The sequence below is a fragment of the Bacillus cereus group sp. MYBK108-1 genome (genome assembly GCF_051917185.1).
GTDB classification, from domain to species: Bacteria; Bacillota; Bacilli; order Bacillales; family Bacillaceae_G; genus Bacillus_A; species Bacillus_A cereus.
This window is the reverse complement of record NZ_JBQAHZ010000023.1, coordinates 1-19,394: the sequence shown is the minus strand read 5'-3', so window position 1 is coordinate 19,394 and position 19,394 is coordinate 1. Positions and strand designations below refer to the sequence as shown.

Genomic DNA, 19,394 nt, shown 5'->3' with positions numbered 1-19,394 from the left:
GTAGTATGTCCTTACACACTCTGAAAAACAAATTTAGTTTTCTCTTTTATTATAAATGATATCGAAATGGTTAACTAAATATACATATGACATTTTAATATAAAAAAACCTCCCTTTTAGGAAGGCTCTTCTATATTTTTAAATAAACTCACTAATAACGCTTTTTGAGCATGCAATCGATTACCAGCTTGCTCAAAGACGATAGACTGCGGTCCATCTATAATTTCTCCTGTTACTTCTTCTTCACGATGGGCAGGTAAACAGTGTAAGAAACGATATGTTTGCTTCGCATGCTTAACAAGTTCGTTATTGATTTGGTAAGGTTGAAATAAAGTATATTTCTCTTCTTCGCCCTCTTGCCCCATGCTCATCCAAACGTCAGTATAAATGAAATCTGCTTCATTCACCGCTAATTCAGGATTATGCAAAACTTCAATCTCAGCTCCTGTTTCCTTGGCAATCGCTAACGCTTTTTTTACAATCTCTTCATTCGGTTCATATCCTACAGGCGTTGCAACAGTCATATGCATTCCGACTTTTGCACTCGCTAGCAACAATGAATGACATACATTATTTCCGTCACCTACGTAAGCCAATTTTATTCCTTTAAATGTATTTGTTTCTTCATATATTGTCATGAGGTCTGCCAATGCTTGACAAGGATGATGATCATCCGTTAAACCGTTAATAACAGGAATACTCGATTCTTTTGCAAGCTCTTCTACATCCGCGTGCGAGAATGTACGTATCATAATCCCGTCAATATACTGCGATAATACTTTCGCAGTATCTGAAACAGTTTCTCCTCTTCCCATTTGCATCTCTTTTCCACTTAAAAACATACCATGTCCCCCGAGTTGTACCATTCCCGCTTCAAAAGATACACGAGTACGAGTTGAATGCTTATCAAAAATAAGCCCTAATATTTTGCCTTGTAATAAAGGCTCTTGCTTATTCTTTTTTAAATATATAGCGAACTCAATTAAAGAAATAATTTCTTCTTTCGTTAATTCTTCTAGTGTTAAAAGATCTTTCGTATTTAATTTCGGTACTTGTACAGTTGACATGAAACTTCCCCCTTATATGATTGATACGTTTTTTGTACAAACTACTTTTTTTATTATATATACTGCCTGTTCTAACTCTTCATTCGTGACAATGAGTGGCGGTAATAGTCTTATAACATTAGGGCCTGCTTGTAATACGAGAAGCCCTTCGTTTTCTAGTTGTTCTATAAAACTTGCAACTTCATGCTTACACTCAATCCCAATCATAAGCCCCTTACCACGTATATTTTGAATACATTCGACATGCTGTAATTCCTCTTGCAACTTCTCTAATACGTACTCGCCCTTTTCTTGTACTTCTTTTAAAAACGATGGTTTTTTACTCACTTGCAATACTTCTTTCGCTGCAGCCATCGCGATGTAATTCCCGCCAAAAGTTGAACCGTGTGATCCTGCAGTAAACGACGTTCCGAGCTCTTTCCGGCCAATCATCGCTCCGACAGGAACCCCATTCCCAAGTGCCTTTGCAACGGTAACGATATCAGGCTCTATTCGCACTTGTTCATAAGCGAATAGTGTTCCAGTTCTTCCTATCCCCGTTTGTACTTCGTCTATAATAAATAAGGAACCGAACTTATTACATAATGTTTCAATCTCTTTCAAAAAAGATAGATCGGCAGGTATTACTCCTCCCTCTCCTTGAACAACTTCTACCATTACCGCCGCAACTTCTTCATTCATTACTTCCTCTAATGCTTTAATATCATTAAAAGGGATATGTAAAAAAGATGGAAGTAATGGACCAAATCCTTCTTTTACCTTATCTTGGCCTGTTGCACTCATCGTTCCAAATGTTCTACCGTGAAAAGACTGCTGGCATGTTACGACGAGAGATTTTCCAGTATGCTTACGTGCTAACTTTAAAGCCGCTTCATTTGCCTCTGCCCCACTATTACAGAAAAACACATAATCTAATGCTCTATTTTCTGTTAATAATGACGCAACTTCTTCTTGTAAGCTGTTTGTAAACAGGTTAGATATATGCCATATATCATCAAGTTGCTCTTGTACACCTTTGAGAACAGTAGGGTGACAATGTCCTAAATTACATACGCCAATTCCTGATGTGAAATCTAAATATTCCTTACCGTTATTATCAATAACTTTCGTTCCAGTTCCCTTTACAAACTCAATAGTTCTTCTGCCATACGTTTGAAAAAGATGACTCGTCATGCAATACTCACGCCTTTCGTTACCGTCGTTCCAATACACTCTCCCGTAACCTCAGTAAAATCTTTTGTACCATTCACAATACTTATCTTTTGCACTCCCATTTTTAATGATGCTAGTGCCGCCTGTACTTTCGGAATCATCCCACCTGTAATAACACCTGTTTCTATAAAAGTAGCAATTTCAGATTCATCCGTTTCCTTTACCAAATTCCCTTCATGTAATATTCCATCTACATCCGTAATAAAAATCAGCTCTTTTGCCCCTAACGCGGCCGCAATCCCAGCTGCAGCATTGTCCGCATTTATGTTATAAATTTCATTACTATTTACCCCGATTGGAGCAATAACAGGAATATACCCCATATTTATTAATCCTTTTAATAAGGCTGTTTCTACATAACTTACTTCTCCCACATATCCTATCTCCTCGCTGACAGGTTGAACTTGAAGTAAATTGCCGTCACACCCTGAACAACCTACAGCAAGTAAATTATGCTTTTGTAAATTCATTACGAATTTTTTATTCGTACTTCCGCATAGCACCATTTGAACAACATCCATAACTTCTTTTGGTGTTATCCGTAATCCATCTCTTTTTTCTACGTTGATGTTACAATCTTTTAATTTGGCATCAATTTCTGGTCCACCACCATGAACAATCACTACTTTATACTTCTGTTTCAATTTCTTTATACATTCAAAAAACACATCATTTAATTGATTCAACATACTACCGCCGCATTTCACTACAATATAATCGCTCATCTTCTCTCTCCTTATGTACGATAACAAGCATTTATTTTCACATATTCATAGCTTAAGTCACAGCCCCAAGCTGATCCTGTCTCTTCACCTAAGTGTAAGTACACATTAATGACTATTTCATCTTCTTGTAATCTCTCTTTCATTTCTTCTTCAGAAAATATTTGAGGCTCACTATTTTTTAATACCGATATAGATTGAAGAGTAATGTCAATTGTGTTCGGATTAATAACTACTTCACTTTGTCCAATACTGCTAATAATTCGCCCCCAGTTTGGGTCTTCACCATGTATTGCTGTTTTCACAAGACTCGAACCGACTATTTGCTTTGCAATTTTTTTTGCCTCTTCATTCGTTTGAGCTCCTAGCACATTTACTTCTATTAACTTCGTAGCGCCTTCACCATCTTGCGCAATTTTTTTTGCTAAATCTTCACATACCTTCTGTAAAGTACATACGAAAGTTTCCCAATCTGTATGTTCCATATTTATCGGGCTTGTTTCTGATAATCCACTTGCCATAACGATGACCATATCATTCGTAGAAGTATCTCCATCTACCGTAATTTGATTAAATGTATGATTCGTAATTTGGGATAATGCTGTTTGCAATACGTCACGCTCTATATGAGCATCTGTCGTAATAAAACTAAGCATCGTTGCCATATTCGGATGAATCATCCCTGAACCCTTTGCAACACCCGCAATCGCCACTTTCTTCCCATCAATAATCATTTCATAGCAAGTTTCTTTCGTGATAAGATCCGTCGTTAAAATTGCTTCAGAAAAAGAATATGCTTCACTTTCTTCCTTCGTCGGTATAAGAGTTGCAATCCCCTTTCGGATTATATCCATCGGCAGTGGAACACCAATTACACCTGTTGAAGCTACTGCAACGTAATTTTCTTTCACTCCAAAATGTTCCGCCCCTAACGCGCGCATCTCGTATGCGTCTTGTAATCCTTGCATTCCAGTACAAGCATTTGCATTTCCACTATTAACGATAATTGCTTGTAACTTCCCTTCTGCCGTTATACTATCCTTCGTTACTTGCAAAGGGGCTGCTTGTATTTGATTCGTTGTATACACAGCGGCACATGATGCTGGTACGTCACAAACGATTGCCCCTAAATCCTTTTTCTCCTTTTTCAGACCATTTACAGTACCAATTGCCGAAAAGCCTTTAGGCGTTACAATTGAACCATTTTCTAATTTTGTAATAGACGCTACTTTAATCATCATGTCCCCCTCATAGATAAAGCGGCATATGTTGTAAACCTGTTGTCTCTTCTAGTCCCGCTATTATGTTTGCATTTTGAATCGCTTGCCCAGCCGCGCCTTTCGTCATATTGTCTATAACAGAAACGACCGTAACTCTTTCAGTTCTTTCATCGTAAGCTATGCCAATATCACAATAATTTGAGCCTCTCACTTCTTTTGGACTTGGAAATTTCCCTTGCGTACAAATTCGGATGAAAGGCGATTGTTCATACGTTTCTTCATACAATTTTTGAAGTTGCTTTATTTCCATCTTTTGTTTTACTTTTGCATAAAGTGTAATCATAATTCCTCGTGATATCGGTATTAAATGTGTGCTAAATGTAATTGGCTGTGATTCACTATTCCATTCTGTAAGCATTTGCTCAATCTCTGGAACGTGCTGATGCTGGTTTACTTTATAGATATGTAAGTTATCGTATAGCTCAGGAAAATGAGTCATTGTTGTTGGTGTTTTTCCTGCTCCTGATACCCCTGATTTCGCATCAATAATAATCGAATCTTCTTCAATCATGCTACTACGTATTAACGGCGCTATCGCTAGCAATGTGGCTGTAGCAAAACATCCTGGGTTTGCAATTAAATTTGCTTTTTGAATCTCAGTCCTTTTCCATTCACTTAACCCATACACTGCTTTTCTAAGAATTTCTTCTTTCGCTGCTGGCCTTTTATACCACAGTTCATATGACGAAGGATCTATCATACGAAAGTCTCCAGATAGGTCAATTACTTTTAAACCTTCTGCTACTAACTTGGGCGTTAACTCCGCCGATATTCCTGCTGGGGTTGCTAGAAATACGATTTCTGCTTCTTTCCCTATTGTCTTCACATCAATTTCTTGTAACGTATGAACGAGAACATTTCGAAGATGCGGATATACATTTGTTATACACTCACCAACTTGCGAAAAAGAATGAAGAGATGCTATCGAAAAATATGGATGTTGTTCTAATAAACGAATTAATTCAATGCCCCCATATCCAGTGGCTCCAATAATTGCGACTTTCATAAGTTCCTCCTCAAATCGATTCTTTAAATTAAGTATGATTATAATATTGTATATTTATAGAGTCAATTAAATATTTATAAATTTTTAAATCTAAAAAAACTTAATTTTATTAGAAAAATAATATACTCAACCGAATTTTTATACAAAAATAGTGCATAGTAGTTTTTTTATTTCACTTCAAGTACAATAAAACAATACATACGTACATACAGGCGGGAAAAAATATGAACGAAAAATTAATTGAGAAAATGATTATAAAAAGTTTTCAGCAATATCAATGCAGTCCAATATCAAAAGAAGATCAGGAAATGCTAGTGAAACATATTCAAACGGTGACTCATTCAAATATTGAAATTGATTTATACGAGGAGATTGAGGATATTGTTTATGATTATGTGACTGGAAAACAATAAAAAATAGGAGATTTCCATGTGGAAATCTCCTATTTTTTACTTAATGATTTACCTGCTACACGTTCAAATAAACCTGGGAATAAAGCATAAAGTTTTGGACCAATTCCCATCCACTTCGGTAAGTTTACTTCACGTTTTTTCATGTGCATCGACTTTACGATTTGTTCTGCTACGTATGTTGGTTTTAACATGTAACGTCCCATATTCTTTACATATGTACCAGATTGATCCGCTATTTCAAAAAAGTTTGTATCTATCGGACCTGGATTAATTGCTGTAACATAAATATCTGTATTCGCTAATTCCATGCGTAAACTATTCGTAAATCCTAATACAGCATGTTTCGTTGCTGCATACGCACTTGATTTCGGAGTTGCAATTTTTCCGGCAAGTGAAGCAATATTAATAATATGTCCTTCGTTCTTGTTTACCATATAAGGTAGTACCGCTTTCGTACATGCTACTAATCCAAATACATTTACTTGGAACATATCTTTTACTTCACCCATTGACGCATCTTCAAACGTTTTAAAAATACCAAATCCCGCATTGTTTACTAATATATCAATACGTCCCACTTCTTGTAATACCTTTGAAAAAACAGACTGTACTTCCATCTCTTCACTTACATCTAATACATAATAATAGCAAGGCGTATTATAAGTTTCTTTAATTTTGTCTACTAACACTTGTAGTTTCTCTTCTGTTCGAGCCATTAATACCGGCGTCGCTCCCTGTGCTGCAACTTGCATTGCAACTTGCTCACCAATCCCACTAGAAGCACCTGTAATGACGATTACTTTATTTTGTAAACGTCCTGTCATTGCTGTCACCTACTTTGCATAATAAATCAATTGTTGCGATGACTCATCAATCATCACTTGTTGATTATATGCTAAATAGTCCAATTGTCCAACCGTTTCTGAAATAGTAAGTGGTAATTGTTCTTTATATAATACCGGAAATAGTTTTACACATACTTCAAATGCTGTCATTGGTTTTTCCTTTAATAACTCAAGCACTTTAAAAGCACGTGTTTCTTGCTTTTGTAATCTCGTTTCAATAAGTTGTTTCACATTTAGAACATCTTCCCCATGCCCTGATAAAATGCGTGAAATATTCATTTCGCTTAAACGCTGTAATGTTTGATTATATTGTAGTAATGGGCGTGCCCGCTCTGTTTGCCCTTCATATGGCGGTTCTAGTATTGGATTCGAAGAAATATGACTAATGAGAGCATCTCCACCAATTAATATTCCATCAGATTCTCTATATAAAGAAATATGAGTAGAAGCATGACCTGGTGTTTCAAGTACTGTAAATCCAGGCAAAGAATCAATACGATCTCCTTCTCTCACAGTATGCGTTAACGATCTATTACAAGAATATTTAAGTGTCCTCGTCGTCAATAACGACTCGTCTTTCAAAAATGCTGCTGGCACACCAAACTGTAAGGCCGTCTCTCTAAAAAATTCATGATACCGCTTTAAAAATTCTGGATTTTGTGTAATCCAAGGCTCATTCCAAGGATGTCCAATAATATTCGTCTTCTCAGAAAATATATTTAAAAGTCCACAATGATCTGCATGATGATGCGTAATGACTACTGTTTCAATATCTTCTATCGTATGTCCTAATGCACCTAATTGACTTTCTAACGCATTCCTTGCCTCTTCTGTATTCGTCCCTGTATCAATTAATGTTAATGTCTCCCCCTCAACTAAAAACACATTCACAGTTTCCACTGCAAATGGTACAGGAATCTCCATTCGGTGAATCGCCGTCATGCTTAGCCCCCCTGTCTCTTTCCGGTTCAAAAATGAATACTTCTTCAGTTTACAACTTCTATATATATTTGTCATTATTTTCAGATAAAAAGAGGTGTTTCCTATAAAAAAACGAATGTATGTACATTTATAAGAATTTCTAACCAAAATTAAAGGAGGAACATCATGTCTATTCAAAACATTTCCTTTCTCGGTGCAGGCTCTATTGCCGAAGCTATTATTGGTGGCTTGTTACATGCAAATGTCGTTAAAGGTGAACAAATTACTGTAAGTAATCGTTCTAACGAGACAAGATTACAAGAGCTACATAAAAAATACGGTGTCAAAGGTACTCATAATAAAAAAGAATTACTTACTGATGCAAATATTCTTTTTCTAGCAATGAAACCAAAGGATGTTGCAGAGGCGCTTACCCCTTTTAAAGAATACATAAATAATAACGTGCTTATTATTTCATTACTAGCAGGTGTTTCTACTGACTCAATTAGAAAACTACTTCAAAAAGACGTTCCAATTATTCGTGCAATGCCAAATACATCCGCAGCCATTTTAAAATCAGCTACCGCTATCTCCCCTTCAAAACATGCAACAGCGGAGCATATTCGCACTGCAACATCTTTATTTGAAACGATTGGTCTCGTCTCTGTTGTAGAGGAAGAAGATATGCATGCTGTCACTGCATTATCCGGAAGTGGACCTGCTTATATTTATTACGTAGTGGAAGCTATGGAAGAAGCTGCAAAAAAAATCGGTTTAAAAGAAGATGTTGCAAAATCACTTATTCTTCAAACGATGATTGGTGCTGCTGAAATGCTAAAAGCAAGTGACAAACACCCTTCTATTTTGAGAAAGGAAATTACTTCTCCTGGTGGAACTACCGAAGCAGGTATTGAAGTATTACAAGAACATAAATTTCAACAAGCACTTATTTCTTGTATTACACAGGCAACGAAACGATCACATAATCTTGGAAAAACATTAGAACAACTAACAAAAGAAAAATAGAAAAAGGAGCTCAAGTTTATTTGAGCTCCTTTTTCTATAATTACACTTAGTTATTGTTCTTCCCAAAAATCTCTTCTTGCAGGCGACGACCAGTCGGCGTTGCTGCAAGTCCACCTTCTGCTGTTTCACGAAGTGCTACTGGCATCGTTTGTCCGATTCTAAACATTGCCTCAATTACTTCATCACATGGAATTGTACTCGTTACACCAGCTAATGCTAAATCTGCTGAAATCATCGCATTCGCAGCTCCTGCTGCATTACGTTTTACACAAGGTACTTCTACAAGTCCTGCAACAGGATCACACACTAAACCAAGCATGTTCTTTAATGAAATTGCCATCGCTGTAGCTGCTTGATCTTGTGTTCCACCAGCCATCTCAACTGCGGCTGCAGCCGCCATTCCACTTGCTGAACCAACTTCAGCTTGGCATCCTCCCGCTGCACCAGAAATACAAGCGTTATTCGCAACAACCATACCGAAAGCTCCTGCTGTAAATAAGAATTCAATCATTTCTTCACGTGTAGGCTGCAATTTTTCTCTTAGTGCAAATAGTACACCTGGCACTGTTCCAGCAGAACCTGCTGTTGGTGTTGCACAAATAATTCCCATCGCTGCGTTTACTTCATTTGTTGCAACAGCTTTGCTTACTGCATCCAAAATCGTATCTCCAGATAAGCCTTTTCCGCTCTTCATATACGCTTGAACTTTTACAGCATCTCCACCAGTTAAACCAGTTGGTGATTTCACGCCGCGAATACCACGTTCTACTGCTTGCTCCATCACGACTAAGTTCTTTTCCATACCAGCAATTACTTCTTCACGTGAAATACTTCTTGTTTCCATTTCACATTGAATCATAATTTCTGCGATTTTTACATTTTGTTCTTTAGCTTGCGCCACTAGTTCCGCTGCGTTCCGAAACATGGTGTGTCCCCCCTGCAATTATTCCATAATAGTTACTTGACAAATATTTTGTTGCGCTTTTATTTCTTCAATTACTTCATCTGCTAATAATTCATCTGTTTCAATGACCATAAGCGCTCTTCTTCCTTTTTCTTTACGAGAAACACTCATTGTACTAATGTTAATCTCATGTTTCGCAAGGATTGAAGCTACCGCTGCAATAGCACCGAAGCGATCGTTATTTACAATAAGTAGTGCTGGGCTCGTGCCTGATAATTGAAGATCGAATCCGTTTAATTCTACAACTTCAATTTTACCGCCACCAATTGAGCAAGCAACAACTTCAATTTCATCTTCACCTTTATACAAACGAATTCTCGCTGTATTTGGATGAGGTGCATTGGCATCTTCTTCAATGAATTCCACTTCAATTTCGCGCTCTTTTGCTATTTCTAGCGCCTCTGGAATACGTAAGTCATCTGTTTCAAATCCTAATATTCCACCGATTAGTGCTACATCCGTACCATGCCCTCGATACGTCTTTGCAAATGATCCATATAACGAAATGCTTACTCTTTCTGGTTCATGACGAAACAGCTGGCGAGCAACTTGCCCCATTCTTGCCGCGCCTGCTGTATGTGAACTTGATGGTCCAATCATAACTGGACCGATAATATCAAATACTGAGCGATACTTCATCATAACTCCCCCTAAACCTCTATGAAAAAATTTATTCTACTATTCTATTAAGTTGCTACATCTGTCGCTTTTCCAGTTGTACCACGAATTTGTTCTGCTGTACGAATTGGATAGTTTTTGAATAAAAGTAATCCAATATAACCTGAAATAATACCAGTTATCATACTACATAAGAATCTTAGCATTATTTTCATTTAAAAATGATACAAGATGATCCAGAATAAAGTCTGGTAGCAATCCAAAGTTTAACACAGAAGCCATTGCAAGCATAGCATAAACAAGTGATATAACCATTGCTAATGCAACTAAATTTGCACCCGCTATTCCGCCTAGACTACCTGCTGATGTTCTGAACTCTTTTAAAGAGTGGTGTACCAATTAAATCTCCACCACCTTATTAATAAAAAGCTTCTACTAAGGAACTCGCAATAGCTACACTTGCTAATCATATCGTTTAGCTAAAAAGTGAAAAAGACTTATGACAAATAATAGTAATATCTTTCCTATTATAATTCTCGTGTTACTCTCTCATGATTTAGTCAACTTCACTTGTTACGATAATGACTAAAATACATGCGACTTATCATAAATTATAATCTGCCCTCATTATAGCTTGTTTTTTATAAAACGCTTACTTTTGTTGAATTTTAAAAGTTCTGAATAACAGTCCATTTCTGCTATTTGTATCACTTGTATGTCATCTGACTTATATAACAGTTTTTCTAAATAATCATTATTTCGTATTTTTATCGTATATATTCAAACCATTCTAATTTTCTGTACCATCCAAGTATAAGTATAAAATAATAACAGTTTTATTTTTAAATTTTTTTAGACATAAAAAAATGGTAACCCGCCGTTACCATTTTTTACAAAATTATTATTTTTCTACTGGGAATGATTTCAAATCTGTCGCTATTTCTGTATTAGAAAACAACTCTCTAGCCTCTTTCAATAATTCCTTATATGTATCTCCTTGATAACGAGAACTAATGTGAGTTAATATTAGTCGCTTCGCATTTGCCTGAAGTGCAATGCTCGCAGCTTGCTTAGATGTAGAATGAAAATAATCATACGCTTGTTGCTCATCTTCTGCTGCGAAAGTCGCTTCATGGACAAGTACATCTGCATCTTGCGCAAGCTCCCTACTCGCTTCGCAATATCGCGTATCACCTAAGATAGTAATAATTCTTCCTTTTTGAGGTGGGCCGATAAACTCATTTCCATTTAATATCGTGCCATCCTCTAATTCAACTACTTCACCATCTTTTAAACGTTTAAAGATTGGACCTGGTTTCACACCCATCTCAAGCAACTTATCAACTAAAAGAGCACCTTGTATATCTTTCTCTACAATACGATATCCAAAGCATTCTATACCGTGTGACAATCTTTTCGTTTCTACATAAAATTCATTATCTTCAAATACGGTACCTTCTTCTGTTATCTCCACAACTTCAAGTGGATATTTCACATGTGTCGTACTTACCGATAATGCCACTTCAATAAATTGTTTAATTCCTTTCGGTCCATACACCGTTAAAGGCGTAGTTCCTCCTTGAAATGAACGGCTACCTAATAAACCAGGCAATCCAAAAATATGATCGCCATGTAAATGCGTAATAAATATTTTTTCAATGCGGCGCGGACGTACAGATGTATGTAATATTTGATGTTGCGTGGCCTCGCCACAATCAAATAACCAAGTTTGTCCTCGTTCTTCTAACAATTGTAAAGCAATTGCTGAAACGTTCCTTCCTTTTGAAGGAACACCTGCACCAGTTCCTAAAAATACAAATTCCACTTTCTTTCCTCCAGCTCTAAATATACTCTATCTCTCATCTTACGGAATGTTATTTCAAATGGCAAATTGAATTTACATAACCAATCATCTAGACAACTATATAACACGAACATTATACTTAAAAAATTTATCAATCGTTCGTGTTTTGTGTTAAAATAATTATACTACATTTTAAGGGAGCGTTTTATTATGAAAGAAGTATTTCGTTTACAAACTGATTTTTCATCTTCATTTGATCGCTGGGTAAGTTCTTTCGTGTCTGATCACCCAGCACAATTAGAATGGACAACTTTAAAGGAATTAATCCATGAATATACAACATCACATACAAATGATACGTTACCAGCATATATTTCTTCAGCTTTAACATATTACGCCCAACGCGTTTCAACTACAAACAGTTCAGAGATTGTTATTTTTGAAAACCCTACAATCTCGTAATCTATAATAAAAAAGCACTGGTTACAGTGCTTTTTTATTTATACTTATTTAGCAAATGATTATATTCCATCCAAAAGTCTGTATACATACTTTGATCAAACTCATCTAAAATTATCTTTTCACTTGATTTATTGAATAATTCTTTTGCTTGTAGCGCAAAAGAAACAATTTGTTTTCTATTTTTGATTCTCAATATTTATAATAAAATTTTGTGGTACCATTACAAATTCCCCTTTTATAAAAATATTTATTTTCCATATTATTCATAATCAATATCATACATTTCATCCCATATATCTATTATAAATCCATTTAATATTTTAAAAACACAGATAAAAAGATATTGACACTATGATTTTACAGTGCTAACATTCAACATGTAATTGAATATGGTCTCTGTTAGGTGAGGCTCCTGTATAGAGAAACGCTGCTGCCCAAAAATGTCGAGAGACGCCAATGGGTCAACAGGAAAGGTCGGAATGAAGGCCTTTTTTAATGTAGCTGGTTTCAGTACCTATGCTATACAGTGCTAAAACTCAACGAGGGAGAGGTGCATGTATTTTGTCATACACAAAAACTGTTTTTATTTATGTCTACTAACAGTCTTTGTTGTGGACTCTTTTAGCTGCGAATTCAGACCTTTACTCGTTTTGAGTAAAGGTCTTTTTACGTCTATATGCACCTTACTATGAAACAAACATAGCATATTCAGAAACTACTAAATTGTACGGAGGTGAGGAACAGTTGGCAATTGATGATTCGGCCCAGATACCCATACGTTTTACATTCATATTTCATCATGTAGGTAGGAAAGAAACTGTTCCTCACCATTTCAAATAGTTAGATAACAGATTGTTTCCTCCTTCATGACAGAGGAGGAACTACCGATGTTTAATTTACAAAGACAAGAAACAAAGCATGCTTATGAGCAAGATAGCATGAAAACAAATAACGAATTATTAGTGGAGGTTGCAACACAAGATGTAAGCTCTGCGTTAAAACTTTTAGAAACAACACAAGATGGATTATCTAAACAAGAAGCGTCTCGTAGACTTTCTTTATATGGTCCGAACGAAATAGCTCATAATAAAATGGCGCCGTGGTACATTCAATTTCTGTTGGCATTTAAAAATCCATTTATTTTCGTTTTATTAGCTCTTGGAGCACTCTCCTTTTTCACGGATGATATGCAAGGAACAATTGTCGTATCTGCAATGGTACTACTTAGTGCAACAATTCGGTTTTCCCAAGAATTTCGTTCTCAAAAAGCTGCCGATAAGTTAAAAGCTATGGTTCGAACAACTGCAAGCGTATTTAGAATAAATGGATTTGTACATGAAACAAAAAATGTAACGAATTTAAATCGAAATTACACAACAGAAATTCCAATTGAGGAACTTGTACCTGGCAATATCATTTCCCTTTCAGCCGGTGATATCGTTCCAGCTGATGTGCGTATTGTATCCGCTAAAGATTTATTTGTTAATCAATCTTCTTTAACAGGGGAAGCACTTCCTGTAGAAAAATACGAACACTGCTACCATACAGAAAATAAGCATATCTTACCGACAAACATGAAAAAAAATTACAATCCACTCGATATGGAAAACCTTTGTTTCATGGGAACAAATATTGTAAGTGGTAGCGCAAAAGCTGTTGTCATCTCAACAAGTACCGATACGTATTTCGGCTCTTTAGCCAATAAGGTAATTGGAAAGCGTGTAGAAACAAGCTTTGATAAAGGTGTAAACAAAGTAAGCTGGCTCTTAATTACATTCATGCTTATTATAGCAATCGGGATTTATATTCCATTCTCACCACTTGGTGCAGCCGTTGGTTTACAAGCATTGCCACTTAACTATTTCCCTTGGTTAGTAGGAATACTATTAGGCTACGCTTTTTTAACACAATTCCTGAAAAAGCTTTATATTAAAAAGTTTCATAGCTGGTTGTAAAAATAAGAATGAGTGGGTATCCCCCGCTCATTCTAAAAAACATAACACATATTATATATGGAGGTGACCATGATGGTATGGTACGACATTGTATTCAGGTTAGTTATAGCAATTATTGTAGGAGCTTGCATTGGAATGGAAAGACAATGGAGACACCGAATGGCTGGGTTACGGACAAATGCTCTCGTATCACTTGGTGCCTGTATATTTGTTTTATTATCCGTCATGCTTGATCATGATGCTAGCCCATCCCGCATTGCTGCTCAAGTCGTTAGTGGTATTGGATTTTTAGGGGGTGGCGTTATTATCCGCGATGGTTTTAGTATTAGAGGGCTAAATACAGCAGCTACTTTATGGTGTGCAGCTGCTGTCGGTACTCTTACAGGCGCCGGTTTCCTCGTTGCAGCTATATTAGGTGCAGCCGGCGTGTTACTAGCAAATATACTTCTTCGCCCAATTGCTCTTTTTATGAATAAAAAATCAAAAGAAGAATCACCAGAACAAACGAACTACTTACTTTCCCTTACTTGTTCAGAAGAAAATGAAGCACATATTCGTTTTTTACTTATGCATATGGTAAGTACAGAAGGAATCGGTTTAAAAGAGTTGTATAGTGAAGACGTAGATTCTAATCAAAAGGTGTGTATACAGGCTACATTACATTGCAAGACAAATGCGGCTATCTTAATTGAAAAAATAGTAAGTAGAATGCTATTAGAATCTGACGTTACTGGAGCTGGATGGAAGACTTCTTTAAATTTAGAAGCGAGTTAACTAGGAAAGGTGTCATGATTTTACTACTTCATGACACCTTCTACATAAACTTATTTTCTAACTTTTGTTGAAACGACTTCTCTTGCTTACGTAGTAGTTGACTACCTCGTTGTAAAATCGGTGTTCCATACTTATCGTTAATTTGATCAATGACAGCAAGTAGTGGTTCTTTTTTCGCATCCTCTTCAAATGAAAATAAATCTAATTGTTTCACCGATTCTGTCTTCCACTCTATTTCAGTAGCTGTAACACCTAGTAAACGAACGGAATCACCATCCCAATGTTGCTTCCATAAACGGGATGCTGCTTGAAAAATATCGCGTTCTTCCCAAATTGCATTTTTCAATTGCTTACTCCGTGTTACTGTTCGCCTATCATGGTATTTAATCATAATTTGAATATTATAGCTGACAAGGGTTCGCTTTTGTAATCTTTTACTCACTGATTTTGATAACCGTTCTAACATATCAAGTAATTCTTTCTCTTCATCCATATCCTTTGAAAAAGTCATCGAGTTACCGACACTTTTATGTTGGCCCATTTGACTCGGATCCACTTCCCTATCATCCGTACCTTTTGCACGCTTTTGTAAATCAATACCGTGCTTGCCAATTTTAGCGCGAATGATATGCTCGTCTCCCTTCGCTAACTGTTCAATTGTATGTATATGAATTTCATTTAATTTTTCAGCTGTTTTTTCTCCAATCCCATGCATTGCTTCAACTGAAAGTGGCCAAATCATTTCTGGAATATCACGTTTTCGAAGTACGGTAATACCGAGAGGTTTTTTCATATCAGAAGCTGTTTTTGCTAGGAAAAGATTTGGAGCGATTCCGATACTACACGGAAGCTGCAACTCTGTTAATAGTGCTTGTTGAATCATCTTTGCTATTTCAAGAGGCGAACCAAGTGCGTAGCAATCTGTAATATCTAAATATCCTTCATCTATTGAGACTGGTTGTATCTTTTCTGTAAAACGAGAAAGAACTTGAAACATTTGAAATGAAGCTTCGCGATATAATGTGAAATTAGGACGCCTTACAACTAATTGCGGGCATAACCTTTTCGCTTCCCAAAGGGGCATCGTCGTACGTATTCCGTATTCTCTCGCCTCATAACTACATGTTATAATAATTCCTTTTCTCTCTTTTTCATTTCCAGCAACCGCTAATGGCTTTCCTTGTAATGATGGATCATGAGCAATTTCAACAGATGCGAAAAAGCAATTCATATCTACATGTAAAATAACACGACCATTTTTCGGATACATTTCTCGCATAGTACTCACTCCCTAATCAGAACGTTCGTTCTTTTATTATATCAAATTTTGCACAATAGTTATAATAATTACTTGTTCTTTTTTATAATCGATATAAATCGAAACTTTAATCAACTCTCACTAATCGGACTTTTACGGGCAGCAGGGCCCCCACCTAACTTCTTTACTTTCGCTGAATTTTGAGGTAGGGGTCTTACTGTCCGGCAAATAGCGGGATAAACTCAACTATACATTCCTTGTAGTTATATTAATCATTGCAATTAATTATTTACTACTTCCGATTTTCAATATGAATACGTTAAGGTTATTCCCTCGTCTAGTACATGTAGCAACAACGTATATACTTCCATAGTTTTTCTTATATTCGCTTATACGTCTTGTCAAAGCAATCGAATCAAAATAAAAAGCGTGTAAATCATAATTGATTTACACGCTTTTTCTATTCCATTACTTCGCTACTTCTTCAATAATTGCAACAACTAATTCTGCTGTTTTTGCTAATTCTTCAACAGGAATCTTCTCGTTTGTTGTATGAATTTCTTCATAACCAACCGCTAAGTTAACTGTTGGGATACCATGTCCTGCAATTACGTTTGCATCACTTCCGCCACCACTTTGGTGAAGAGAAGGTGTACGACCAATTTTTTCAGCTGCACGTTTTGCAACTTCTACAACGTGATCGCCATCAGCAAATTTAAATCCTGGGTACATAACGTTTACTTCAACGTCTGCATGACCGCCCATTTCTTTTGCAGTTGTTTCAAATGCTTCTTTCATTTTCGCAACTTGTGCTTCCATTTTCTCATTAATTAAAGAACGAGCTTCTGCAAAGATTTGTACATGATCGCAAACGATATTCGTTTGTGTACCACCTTCAAAACGTCCAATATTTGCAGTCGTTTCAGAGTCAATGCGACCAAGTGGCATCTTCGCAATTGCTTTCGCTGCGATAGTAATTGCAGATACACCTTTCTCCGGCGCTACACCAGCGTGAGCTGTTTTCCCGCGAATAATTGCGTTCACTTTCGCTTGTGTTGGAGCTGCAACAACGATTTCACCAACTTTTCCATCGCTATCTAATGCGTAGCCATATTTCGCTGTAATACGCTCACGGTCTAATGCTTTTGCACCAACAAGACCTGATTCTTCTCCGACTGTAATAATAAATTCTATTTTACCATGAGGGATATTTTTCTCTTTTAAAACACGGATTGCTTCGAACATTGATGCTAATCCAGCTTTATCATCCGCACCTAAAATTGTTGTACCATCTGATACGATATATCCATCTTTAATAGAAGGCTTAATTCCATTACCAGGAACTACTGTATCCATATGAGAAGTAAAGTAAATTGTATCAACACCATCTTTTGTTGCTGGTAAAGTACAAATTAAGTTACCTGCACCATGACCAGTTACAGCCATTGTGTCATCTTCAAATACTTCTACACCTAAATCTGTAAATTTCTTCGTTAATACTTTGCAGATTTCTGCTTCAAATTTCGTTTCAGAATCTACTTGTACTAATTCCATAAATTCATTTACTAAACGTTCTTGATTAATCATAAGACTGCGCCTCCTGCACTACCATTATGTATGTAACACTATTAATTATAACAGAATTTCGCAAAAGTTTCGAAATACAAGACAAAAAACAGATGGTTTACATGTCTAGATAACCATCTGCTTTCTATTACTCATTTAACAATACCCAGCGCATATGATCTTCCCACACGCCATTTACCATTAACATCTTCCTAGACACGCCTTCATATTGAAAACCTATCTTCGTTACTACTTGTATAGATGCTAAATTACGAGGCATAATCGGAGCTTCTATACGATGTAACTGAAATTCCCCAAAAGCAACTTGAATTGCTTTTCTAAGCGCTTCTGTCGTATACCCTTTGTTTAACTCTGCTTTATCTAATTTATAACTGAGTACACAAGATTGATAAATGCCACGAACGATTAAATTAAATGAAATACACCCAATTATTTTCGTATCATCACCCTTTTTAAAAATCCATAGTCTGATGATTTTCCCTTCTTCGAACTCTTTTCTATCCTTTTGCAACTTTTTCTTTTGATAATCTAGCGTAAAAAAATCATCCGGTCTATACTCTTCCCAAGCTTTTAAAAATTCACGATTTCTGTCGTAATATTGAAGAACTGTTTCAGCATACGACTCATCAATTTCCCTTAAGTATAAACGATCTGTTTCGTATATTTTCATCATCGTATCTCCATTCTTCAGCTTGCCCAACTAAAAATTAACAATATACCCTTTTACTATATTCTCTATACACACTCAAATTTCCTGTTATATTTTGCAATCCCCTCCCGAATTTTGTCCTCACTCTCCCCTTGTCCATAATTTCATTTCTCGTTACAATGAAATTGTACTGATTTGCAAGGAGGTATAACGATGCATAAAAAAGCTCAAAAAGTTATGGTTTATGTGATGCTGATTTCTATGCTTGTAACAACATTACTTGCTGGCGCGAGTATGTTTTGGTAAAAAGGGCGATGTGTTCGTCCTTTTTTTACTTTTTACACATGACAAAATAAACCATCTCGACATCGAGATGGTTTATTTTATATAAAAAACAATCGCTACAATACTAAAGGAAAATGACATTACAAGTGCTATTACAAAACTTGTATATTGTTTCTGCTGAAATGCTCCAATAACAAAAGTTAGATTAAGTAATGCCATACATACAATCGCTACAAGATAAGAACATATATTAAAAGTTGCCAATATGAATGTAATAACAAATAGAAATCCCATAAAAAACTGCATATACGAAAGTTTTGGATTCAAGTACATATGAGCAACCCCTTTATCTAATTTTATCTTTCTATATTCTCATTAACGCACGGTTATGTACACATGTCAAGACAACTTATTATAATAGAAAAAGCCAACCTTTTTGAACTGCACCCCAATTGTTAGACACAGTCTAACAATTGGAGGTGCAGTTTTTTGTATGACAAAATTTACGAAGGATTTAAGGTTAACGCTCGTTCAAGGATTTAATCC

At 36.1% G+C, this 19,394-nt stretch carries 21 protein-coding genes, 1 pseudogene and 1 riboswitch; of the genes and pseudogenes, 6 read left to right on the top strand and 16 right to left on the bottom strand.

The window, feature by feature from the left end; all coding sequences use genetic code 11:
* Positions 1 to 116: 116 nt before the first annotated feature.
* The 5 genes from argF to argC are packed head-to-tail and all read right to left on the bottom strand — an operon-like array spanning position 117 to position 5,287.
* The gene (gene argF, locus ACTFSL_RS24080; RefSeq protein ID WP_119683904.1) at positions 117 to 1,067 is read right to left on the bottom strand and encodes an ornithine carbamoyltransferase; all 951 of its coding nucleotides are present in this window, start codon (positions 1,065 to 1,067) and stop codon (positions 117 to 119) included.
* A 12-nt stretch (positions 1,068 to 1,079) separates the two neighbouring features.
* Positions 1,080 to 2,240 carry an acetylornithine transaminase gene (locus ACTFSL_RS24075; RefSeq protein WP_065211843.1) on the bottom strand — a complete coding sequence of 387 codons (1,161 nt, stop codon included), beginning with the start codon at positions 2,238 to 2,240 and terminating at the stop codon, positions 1,080 to 1,082.
* Positions 2,237 to 3,004 carry an acetylglutamate kinase gene (gene argB, locus ACTFSL_RS24070; RefSeq protein WP_135277457.1) on the bottom strand — a complete coding sequence of 256 codons (768 nt, stop codon included), beginning with the start codon at positions 3,002 to 3,004 and terminating at the stop codon, positions 2,237 to 2,239. Before argB ends, ACTFSL_RS24075 begins: the two co-directional genes overlap by 4 nt.
* A gap of 11 nt (positions 3,005 to 3,015) precedes the next feature.
* Positions 3,016 to 4,239 (bottom strand): bifunctional glutamate N-acetyltransferase/amino-acid acetyltransferase ArgJ, encoded by a 1,224-nt coding sequence (argJ, locus tag ACTFSL_RS24065; protein ID WP_000598396.1) that lies wholly within the window; start codon positions 4,237 to 4,239, stop codon positions 3,016 to 3,018.
* Between the two features lie 10 nt (positions 4,240 to 4,249).
* The gene (gene argC / locus ACTFSL_RS24060; protein ID WP_440042518.1) at positions 4,250 to 5,287 is read right to left on the bottom strand and encodes an N-acetyl-gamma-glutamyl-phosphate reductase; all 1,038 of its coding nucleotides are present in this window, start codon (positions 5,285 to 5,287) and stop codon (positions 4,250 to 4,252) included.
* Positions 5,288 to 5,511: 224 nt separating this feature from the next.
* Here argC and ACTFSL_RS24055 point away from each other — a divergent pair, with 224 nt between their 5' ends.
* Positions 5,512 to 5,700 carry a YqzH family protein gene (locus tag ACTFSL_RS24055; RefSeq protein ID WP_001003222.1) on the top strand — a complete coding sequence of 63 codons (189 nt, stop codon included), beginning with the start codon at positions 5,512 to 5,514 and terminating at the stop codon, positions 5,698 to 5,700.
* A 29-nt stretch (positions 5,701 to 5,729) separates the two neighbouring features.
* Here the strand turns inward: ACTFSL_RS24055 and ACTFSL_RS24050 are convergent, their stop codons facing one another.
* Together ACTFSL_RS24050 and ACTFSL_RS24045 are read right to left on the bottom strand one after the other, a co-directional pair.
* Entirely contained in the window at positions 5,730 to 6,524 is a 795-nt protein-coding gene (locus tag ACTFSL_RS24050) for an SDR family NAD(P)-dependent oxidoreductase (RefSeq protein ID WP_440042516.1), read from the bottom strand.
* A 9-nt stretch (positions 6,525 to 6,533) separates the two neighbouring features.
* On the bottom strand, positions 6,534 to 7,487 hold the full coding sequence (locus tag ACTFSL_RS24045) for an MBL fold metallo-hydrolase (protein WP_000125119.1): 954 nt from the start codon (positions 7,485 to 7,487) through the stop codon (positions 6,534 to 6,536).
* Between the two features lie 165 nt (positions 7,488 to 7,652).
* Here ACTFSL_RS24045 and proI point away from each other — a divergent pair, with 165 nt between their 5' ends.
* Positions 7,653 to 8,492, top strand: coding sequence for a pyrroline-5-carboxylate reductase ProI (gene proI / locus ACTFSL_RS24040; protein ID WP_000027249.1), 840 nt, complete (start codon positions 7,653 to 7,655; stop codon positions 8,490 to 8,492).
* Positions 8,493 to 8,538: 46 nt separating this feature from the next.
* Here proI and sdaAA read toward each other — a convergent pair whose 3' ends face one another.
* From sdaAA to rnz, 4 genes are all read right to left on the bottom strand, one after another.
* On the bottom strand, positions 8,539 to 9,417 hold the full coding sequence (sdaAA, locus tag ACTFSL_RS24035; RefSeq protein WP_000489461.1) for an L-serine ammonia-lyase, iron-sulfur-dependent, subunit alpha: 879 nt from the start codon (positions 9,415 to 9,417) through the stop codon (positions 8,539 to 8,541).
* 18 nt (positions 9,418 to 9,435) lie between these two features.
* Complete coding sequence (sdaAB, locus tag ACTFSL_RS24030; RefSeq protein ID WP_000877445.1) at positions 9,436 to 10,095, bottom strand: L-serine ammonia-lyase, iron-sulfur-dependent subunit beta; 660 nt, start codon at positions 10,093 to 10,095, stop codon at positions 9,436 to 9,438.
* A gap of 165 nt (positions 10,096 to 10,260) precedes the next feature.
* Complete coding sequence (locus ACTFSL_RS24025) at positions 10,261 to 10,473, bottom strand: hypothetical protein (RefSeq protein WP_000233385.1); 213 nt, start codon at positions 10,471 to 10,473, stop codon at positions 10,261 to 10,263.
* A 502-nt stretch (positions 10,474 to 10,975) separates the two neighbouring features.
* Positions 10,976 to 11,899, bottom strand: coding sequence for a ribonuclease Z (rnz, locus tag ACTFSL_RS24020; RefSeq protein ID WP_000397455.1), 924 nt, complete (start codon positions 11,897 to 11,899; stop codon positions 10,976 to 10,978).
* Positions 11,900 to 12,088: 189 nt separating this feature from the next.
* Between rnz and ACTFSL_RS24015 the strand changes: the two genes are divergently transcribed.
* On the top strand, positions 12,089 to 12,340 hold the full coding sequence (locus ACTFSL_RS24015; RefSeq protein WP_000665709.1) for a DUF3932 family protein: 252 nt from the start codon (positions 12,089 to 12,091) through the stop codon (positions 12,338 to 12,340).
* 34 nt (positions 12,341 to 12,374) lie between these two features.
* On the opposite strand, the pseudogene ACTFSL_RS24010 reads toward ACTFSL_RS24015, so the two are convergent.
* A pseudogene (locus ACTFSL_RS24010) lies at positions 12,375 to 12,518 on the bottom strand (DNA polymerase IV); the annotation flags it as partial.
* A gap of 210 nt (positions 12,519 to 12,728) precedes the next feature.
* A riboswitch (M-box (ykoK) riboswitch) is annotated at positions 12,729 to 12,896 on the top strand.
* Between the two features lie 331 nt (positions 12,897 to 13,227).
* On the opposite strand from ACTFSL_RS24010, the gene ACTFSL_RS24005 reads away from it, so the two are divergent.
* Both ACTFSL_RS24005 and ACTFSL_RS24000 read left to right on the top strand, forming a co-directional pair.
* A complete protein-coding gene (locus ACTFSL_RS24005) occupies positions 13,228 to 14,295 on the top strand; it encodes a P-type ATPase (RefSeq protein WP_440042514.1) in 1,068 nt (355 codons plus the stop codon).
* A 72-nt stretch (positions 14,296 to 14,367) separates the two neighbouring features.
* Positions 14,368 to 15,069 (top strand): MgtC/SapB family protein, encoded by a 702-nt coding sequence (locus tag ACTFSL_RS24000; protein WP_440042513.1) that lies wholly within the window; start codon positions 14,368 to 14,370, stop codon positions 15,067 to 15,069.
* 40 nt (positions 15,070 to 15,109) lie between these two features.
* Here ACTFSL_RS24000 and ACTFSL_RS23995 read toward each other — a convergent pair whose 3' ends face one another.
* The 3 genes from ACTFSL_RS23995 to ACTFSL_RS23985 form a co-directional block, all read right to left on the bottom strand.
* A complete protein-coding gene (locus tag ACTFSL_RS23995; protein ID WP_001208858.1) occupies positions 15,110 to 16,348 on the bottom strand; it encodes a DNA polymerase IV in 1,239 nt (412 codons plus the stop codon).
* A gap of 447 nt (positions 16,349 to 16,795) precedes the next feature.
* Entirely contained in the window at positions 16,796 to 17,914 is a 1,119-nt protein-coding gene (locus ACTFSL_RS23990) for a tripeptidase T (RefSeq protein WP_000609803.1), read from the bottom strand.
* Positions 17,915 to 18,041: 127 nt separating this feature from the next.
* Positions 18,042 to 18,587 (bottom strand): GNAT family N-acetyltransferase, encoded by a 546-nt coding sequence (locus tag ACTFSL_RS23985; protein WP_001987197.1) that lies wholly within the window; start codon positions 18,585 to 18,587, stop codon positions 18,042 to 18,044.
* A 189-nt stretch (positions 18,588 to 18,776) separates the two neighbouring features.
* On the opposite strand from ACTFSL_RS23985, the gene prli42 reads away from it, so the two are divergent.
* The gene (gene prli42 / locus ACTFSL_RS23980; RefSeq protein ID WP_000549040.1) at positions 18,777 to 18,869 is read left to right on the top strand and encodes a stressosome-associated protein Prli42; all 93 of its coding nucleotides are present in this window, start codon (positions 18,777 to 18,779) and stop codon (positions 18,867 to 18,869) included.
* A gap of 72 nt (positions 18,870 to 18,941) precedes the next feature.
* Here prli42 and ACTFSL_RS23975 read toward each other — a convergent pair whose 3' ends face one another.
* Positions 18,942 to 19,181 carry a DUF3894 domain-containing protein gene (locus ACTFSL_RS23975; RefSeq protein ID WP_000281167.1) on the bottom strand — a complete coding sequence of 80 codons (240 nt, stop codon included), beginning with the start codon at positions 19,179 to 19,181 and terminating at the stop codon, positions 18,942 to 18,944.
* Positions 19,182 to 19,394: the final 213 nt, after the last annotated feature.

Bases quoted from the DNA above. Each gene is read 5' to 3' on its own strand.
- argF (WP_119683904.1), bottom strand. From the start codon at position 1,067: ATGTCAACTGTACAAGTACCGAAATTAAATACGAAAGATCTTTTAACA.
- ACTFSL_RS24005 (WP_440042514.1), top strand. From the start codon at position 13,228: ATGTTTAATTTACAAAGACAAGAAACAAAGCATGCTTATGAGCAAGAT.
- ACTFSL_RS24075 (WP_065211843.1), bottom strand. From the start codon at position 2,240: ATGACGAGTCATCTTTTTCAAACGTATGGCAGAAGAACTATTGAGTTT.
- ACTFSL_RS24015 (WP_000665709.1), top strand. From the start codon at position 12,089: ATGAAAGAAGTATTTCGTTTACAAACTGATTTTTCATCTTCATTTGAT.
- ACTFSL_RS23985 (WP_001987197.1), bottom strand. From the start codon at position 18,587: ATGATGAAAATATACGAAACAGATCGTTTATACTTAAGGGAAATTGAT.
- ACTFSL_RS24000 (WP_440042513.1), top strand. From the start codon at position 14,368: ATGGTATGGTACGACATTGTATTCAGGTTAGTTATAGCAATTATTGTA.
- argJ (WP_000598396.1), bottom strand. From the start codon at position 4,239: ATGATTAAAGTAGCGTCTATTACAAAATTAGAAAATGGTTCAATTGTA.
- ACTFSL_RS24045 (WP_000125119.1), bottom strand. From the start codon at position 7,487: ATGACGGCGATTCACCGAATGGAGATTCCTGTACCATTTGCAGTGGAA.
- ACTFSL_RS23995 (WP_001208858.1), bottom strand. From the start codon at position 16,348: ATGCGAGAAATGTATCCGAAAAATGGTCGTGTTATTTTACATGTAGAT.
- sdaAB (WP_000877445.1), bottom strand. From the start codon at position 10,095: ATGAAGTATCGCTCAGTATTTGATATTATCGGTCCAGTTATGATTGGA.
- argB (WP_135277457.1), bottom strand. From the start codon at position 3,004: ATGAGCGATTATATTGTAGTGAAATGCGGCGGTAGTATGTTGAATCAA.
- ACTFSL_RS23990 (WP_000609803.1), bottom strand. From the start codon at position 17,914: ATGATTAATCAAGAACGTTTAGTAAATGAATTTATGGAATTAGTACAA.
- ACTFSL_RS24055 (WP_001003222.1), top strand. From the start codon at position 5,512: ATGAACGAAAAATTAATTGAGAAAATGATTATAAAAAGTTTTCAGCAA.
- sdaAA (WP_000489461.1), bottom strand. From the start codon at position 9,417: ATGTTTCGGAACGCAGCGGAACTAGTGGCGCAAGCTAAAGAACAAAAT.
- proI (WP_000027249.1), top strand. From the start codon at position 7,653: ATGTCTATTCAAAACATTTCCTTTCTCGGTGCAGGCTCTATTGCCGAA.
- prli42 (WP_000549040.1), top strand. From the start codon at position 18,777: ATGCATAAAAAAGCTCAAAAAGTTATGGTTTATGTGATGCTGATTTCT.
- ACTFSL_RS23975 (WP_000281167.1), bottom strand. From the start codon at position 19,181: ATGTACTTGAATCCAAAACTTTCGTATATGCAGTTTTTTATGGGATTT.
- argC (WP_440042518.1), bottom strand. From the start codon at position 5,287: ATGAAAGTCGCAATTATTGGAGCCACTGGATATGGGGGCATTGAATTA.
- ACTFSL_RS24050 (WP_440042516.1), bottom strand. From the start codon at position 6,524: ATGACAGGACGTTTACAAAATAAAGTAATCGTCATTACAGGTGCTTCT.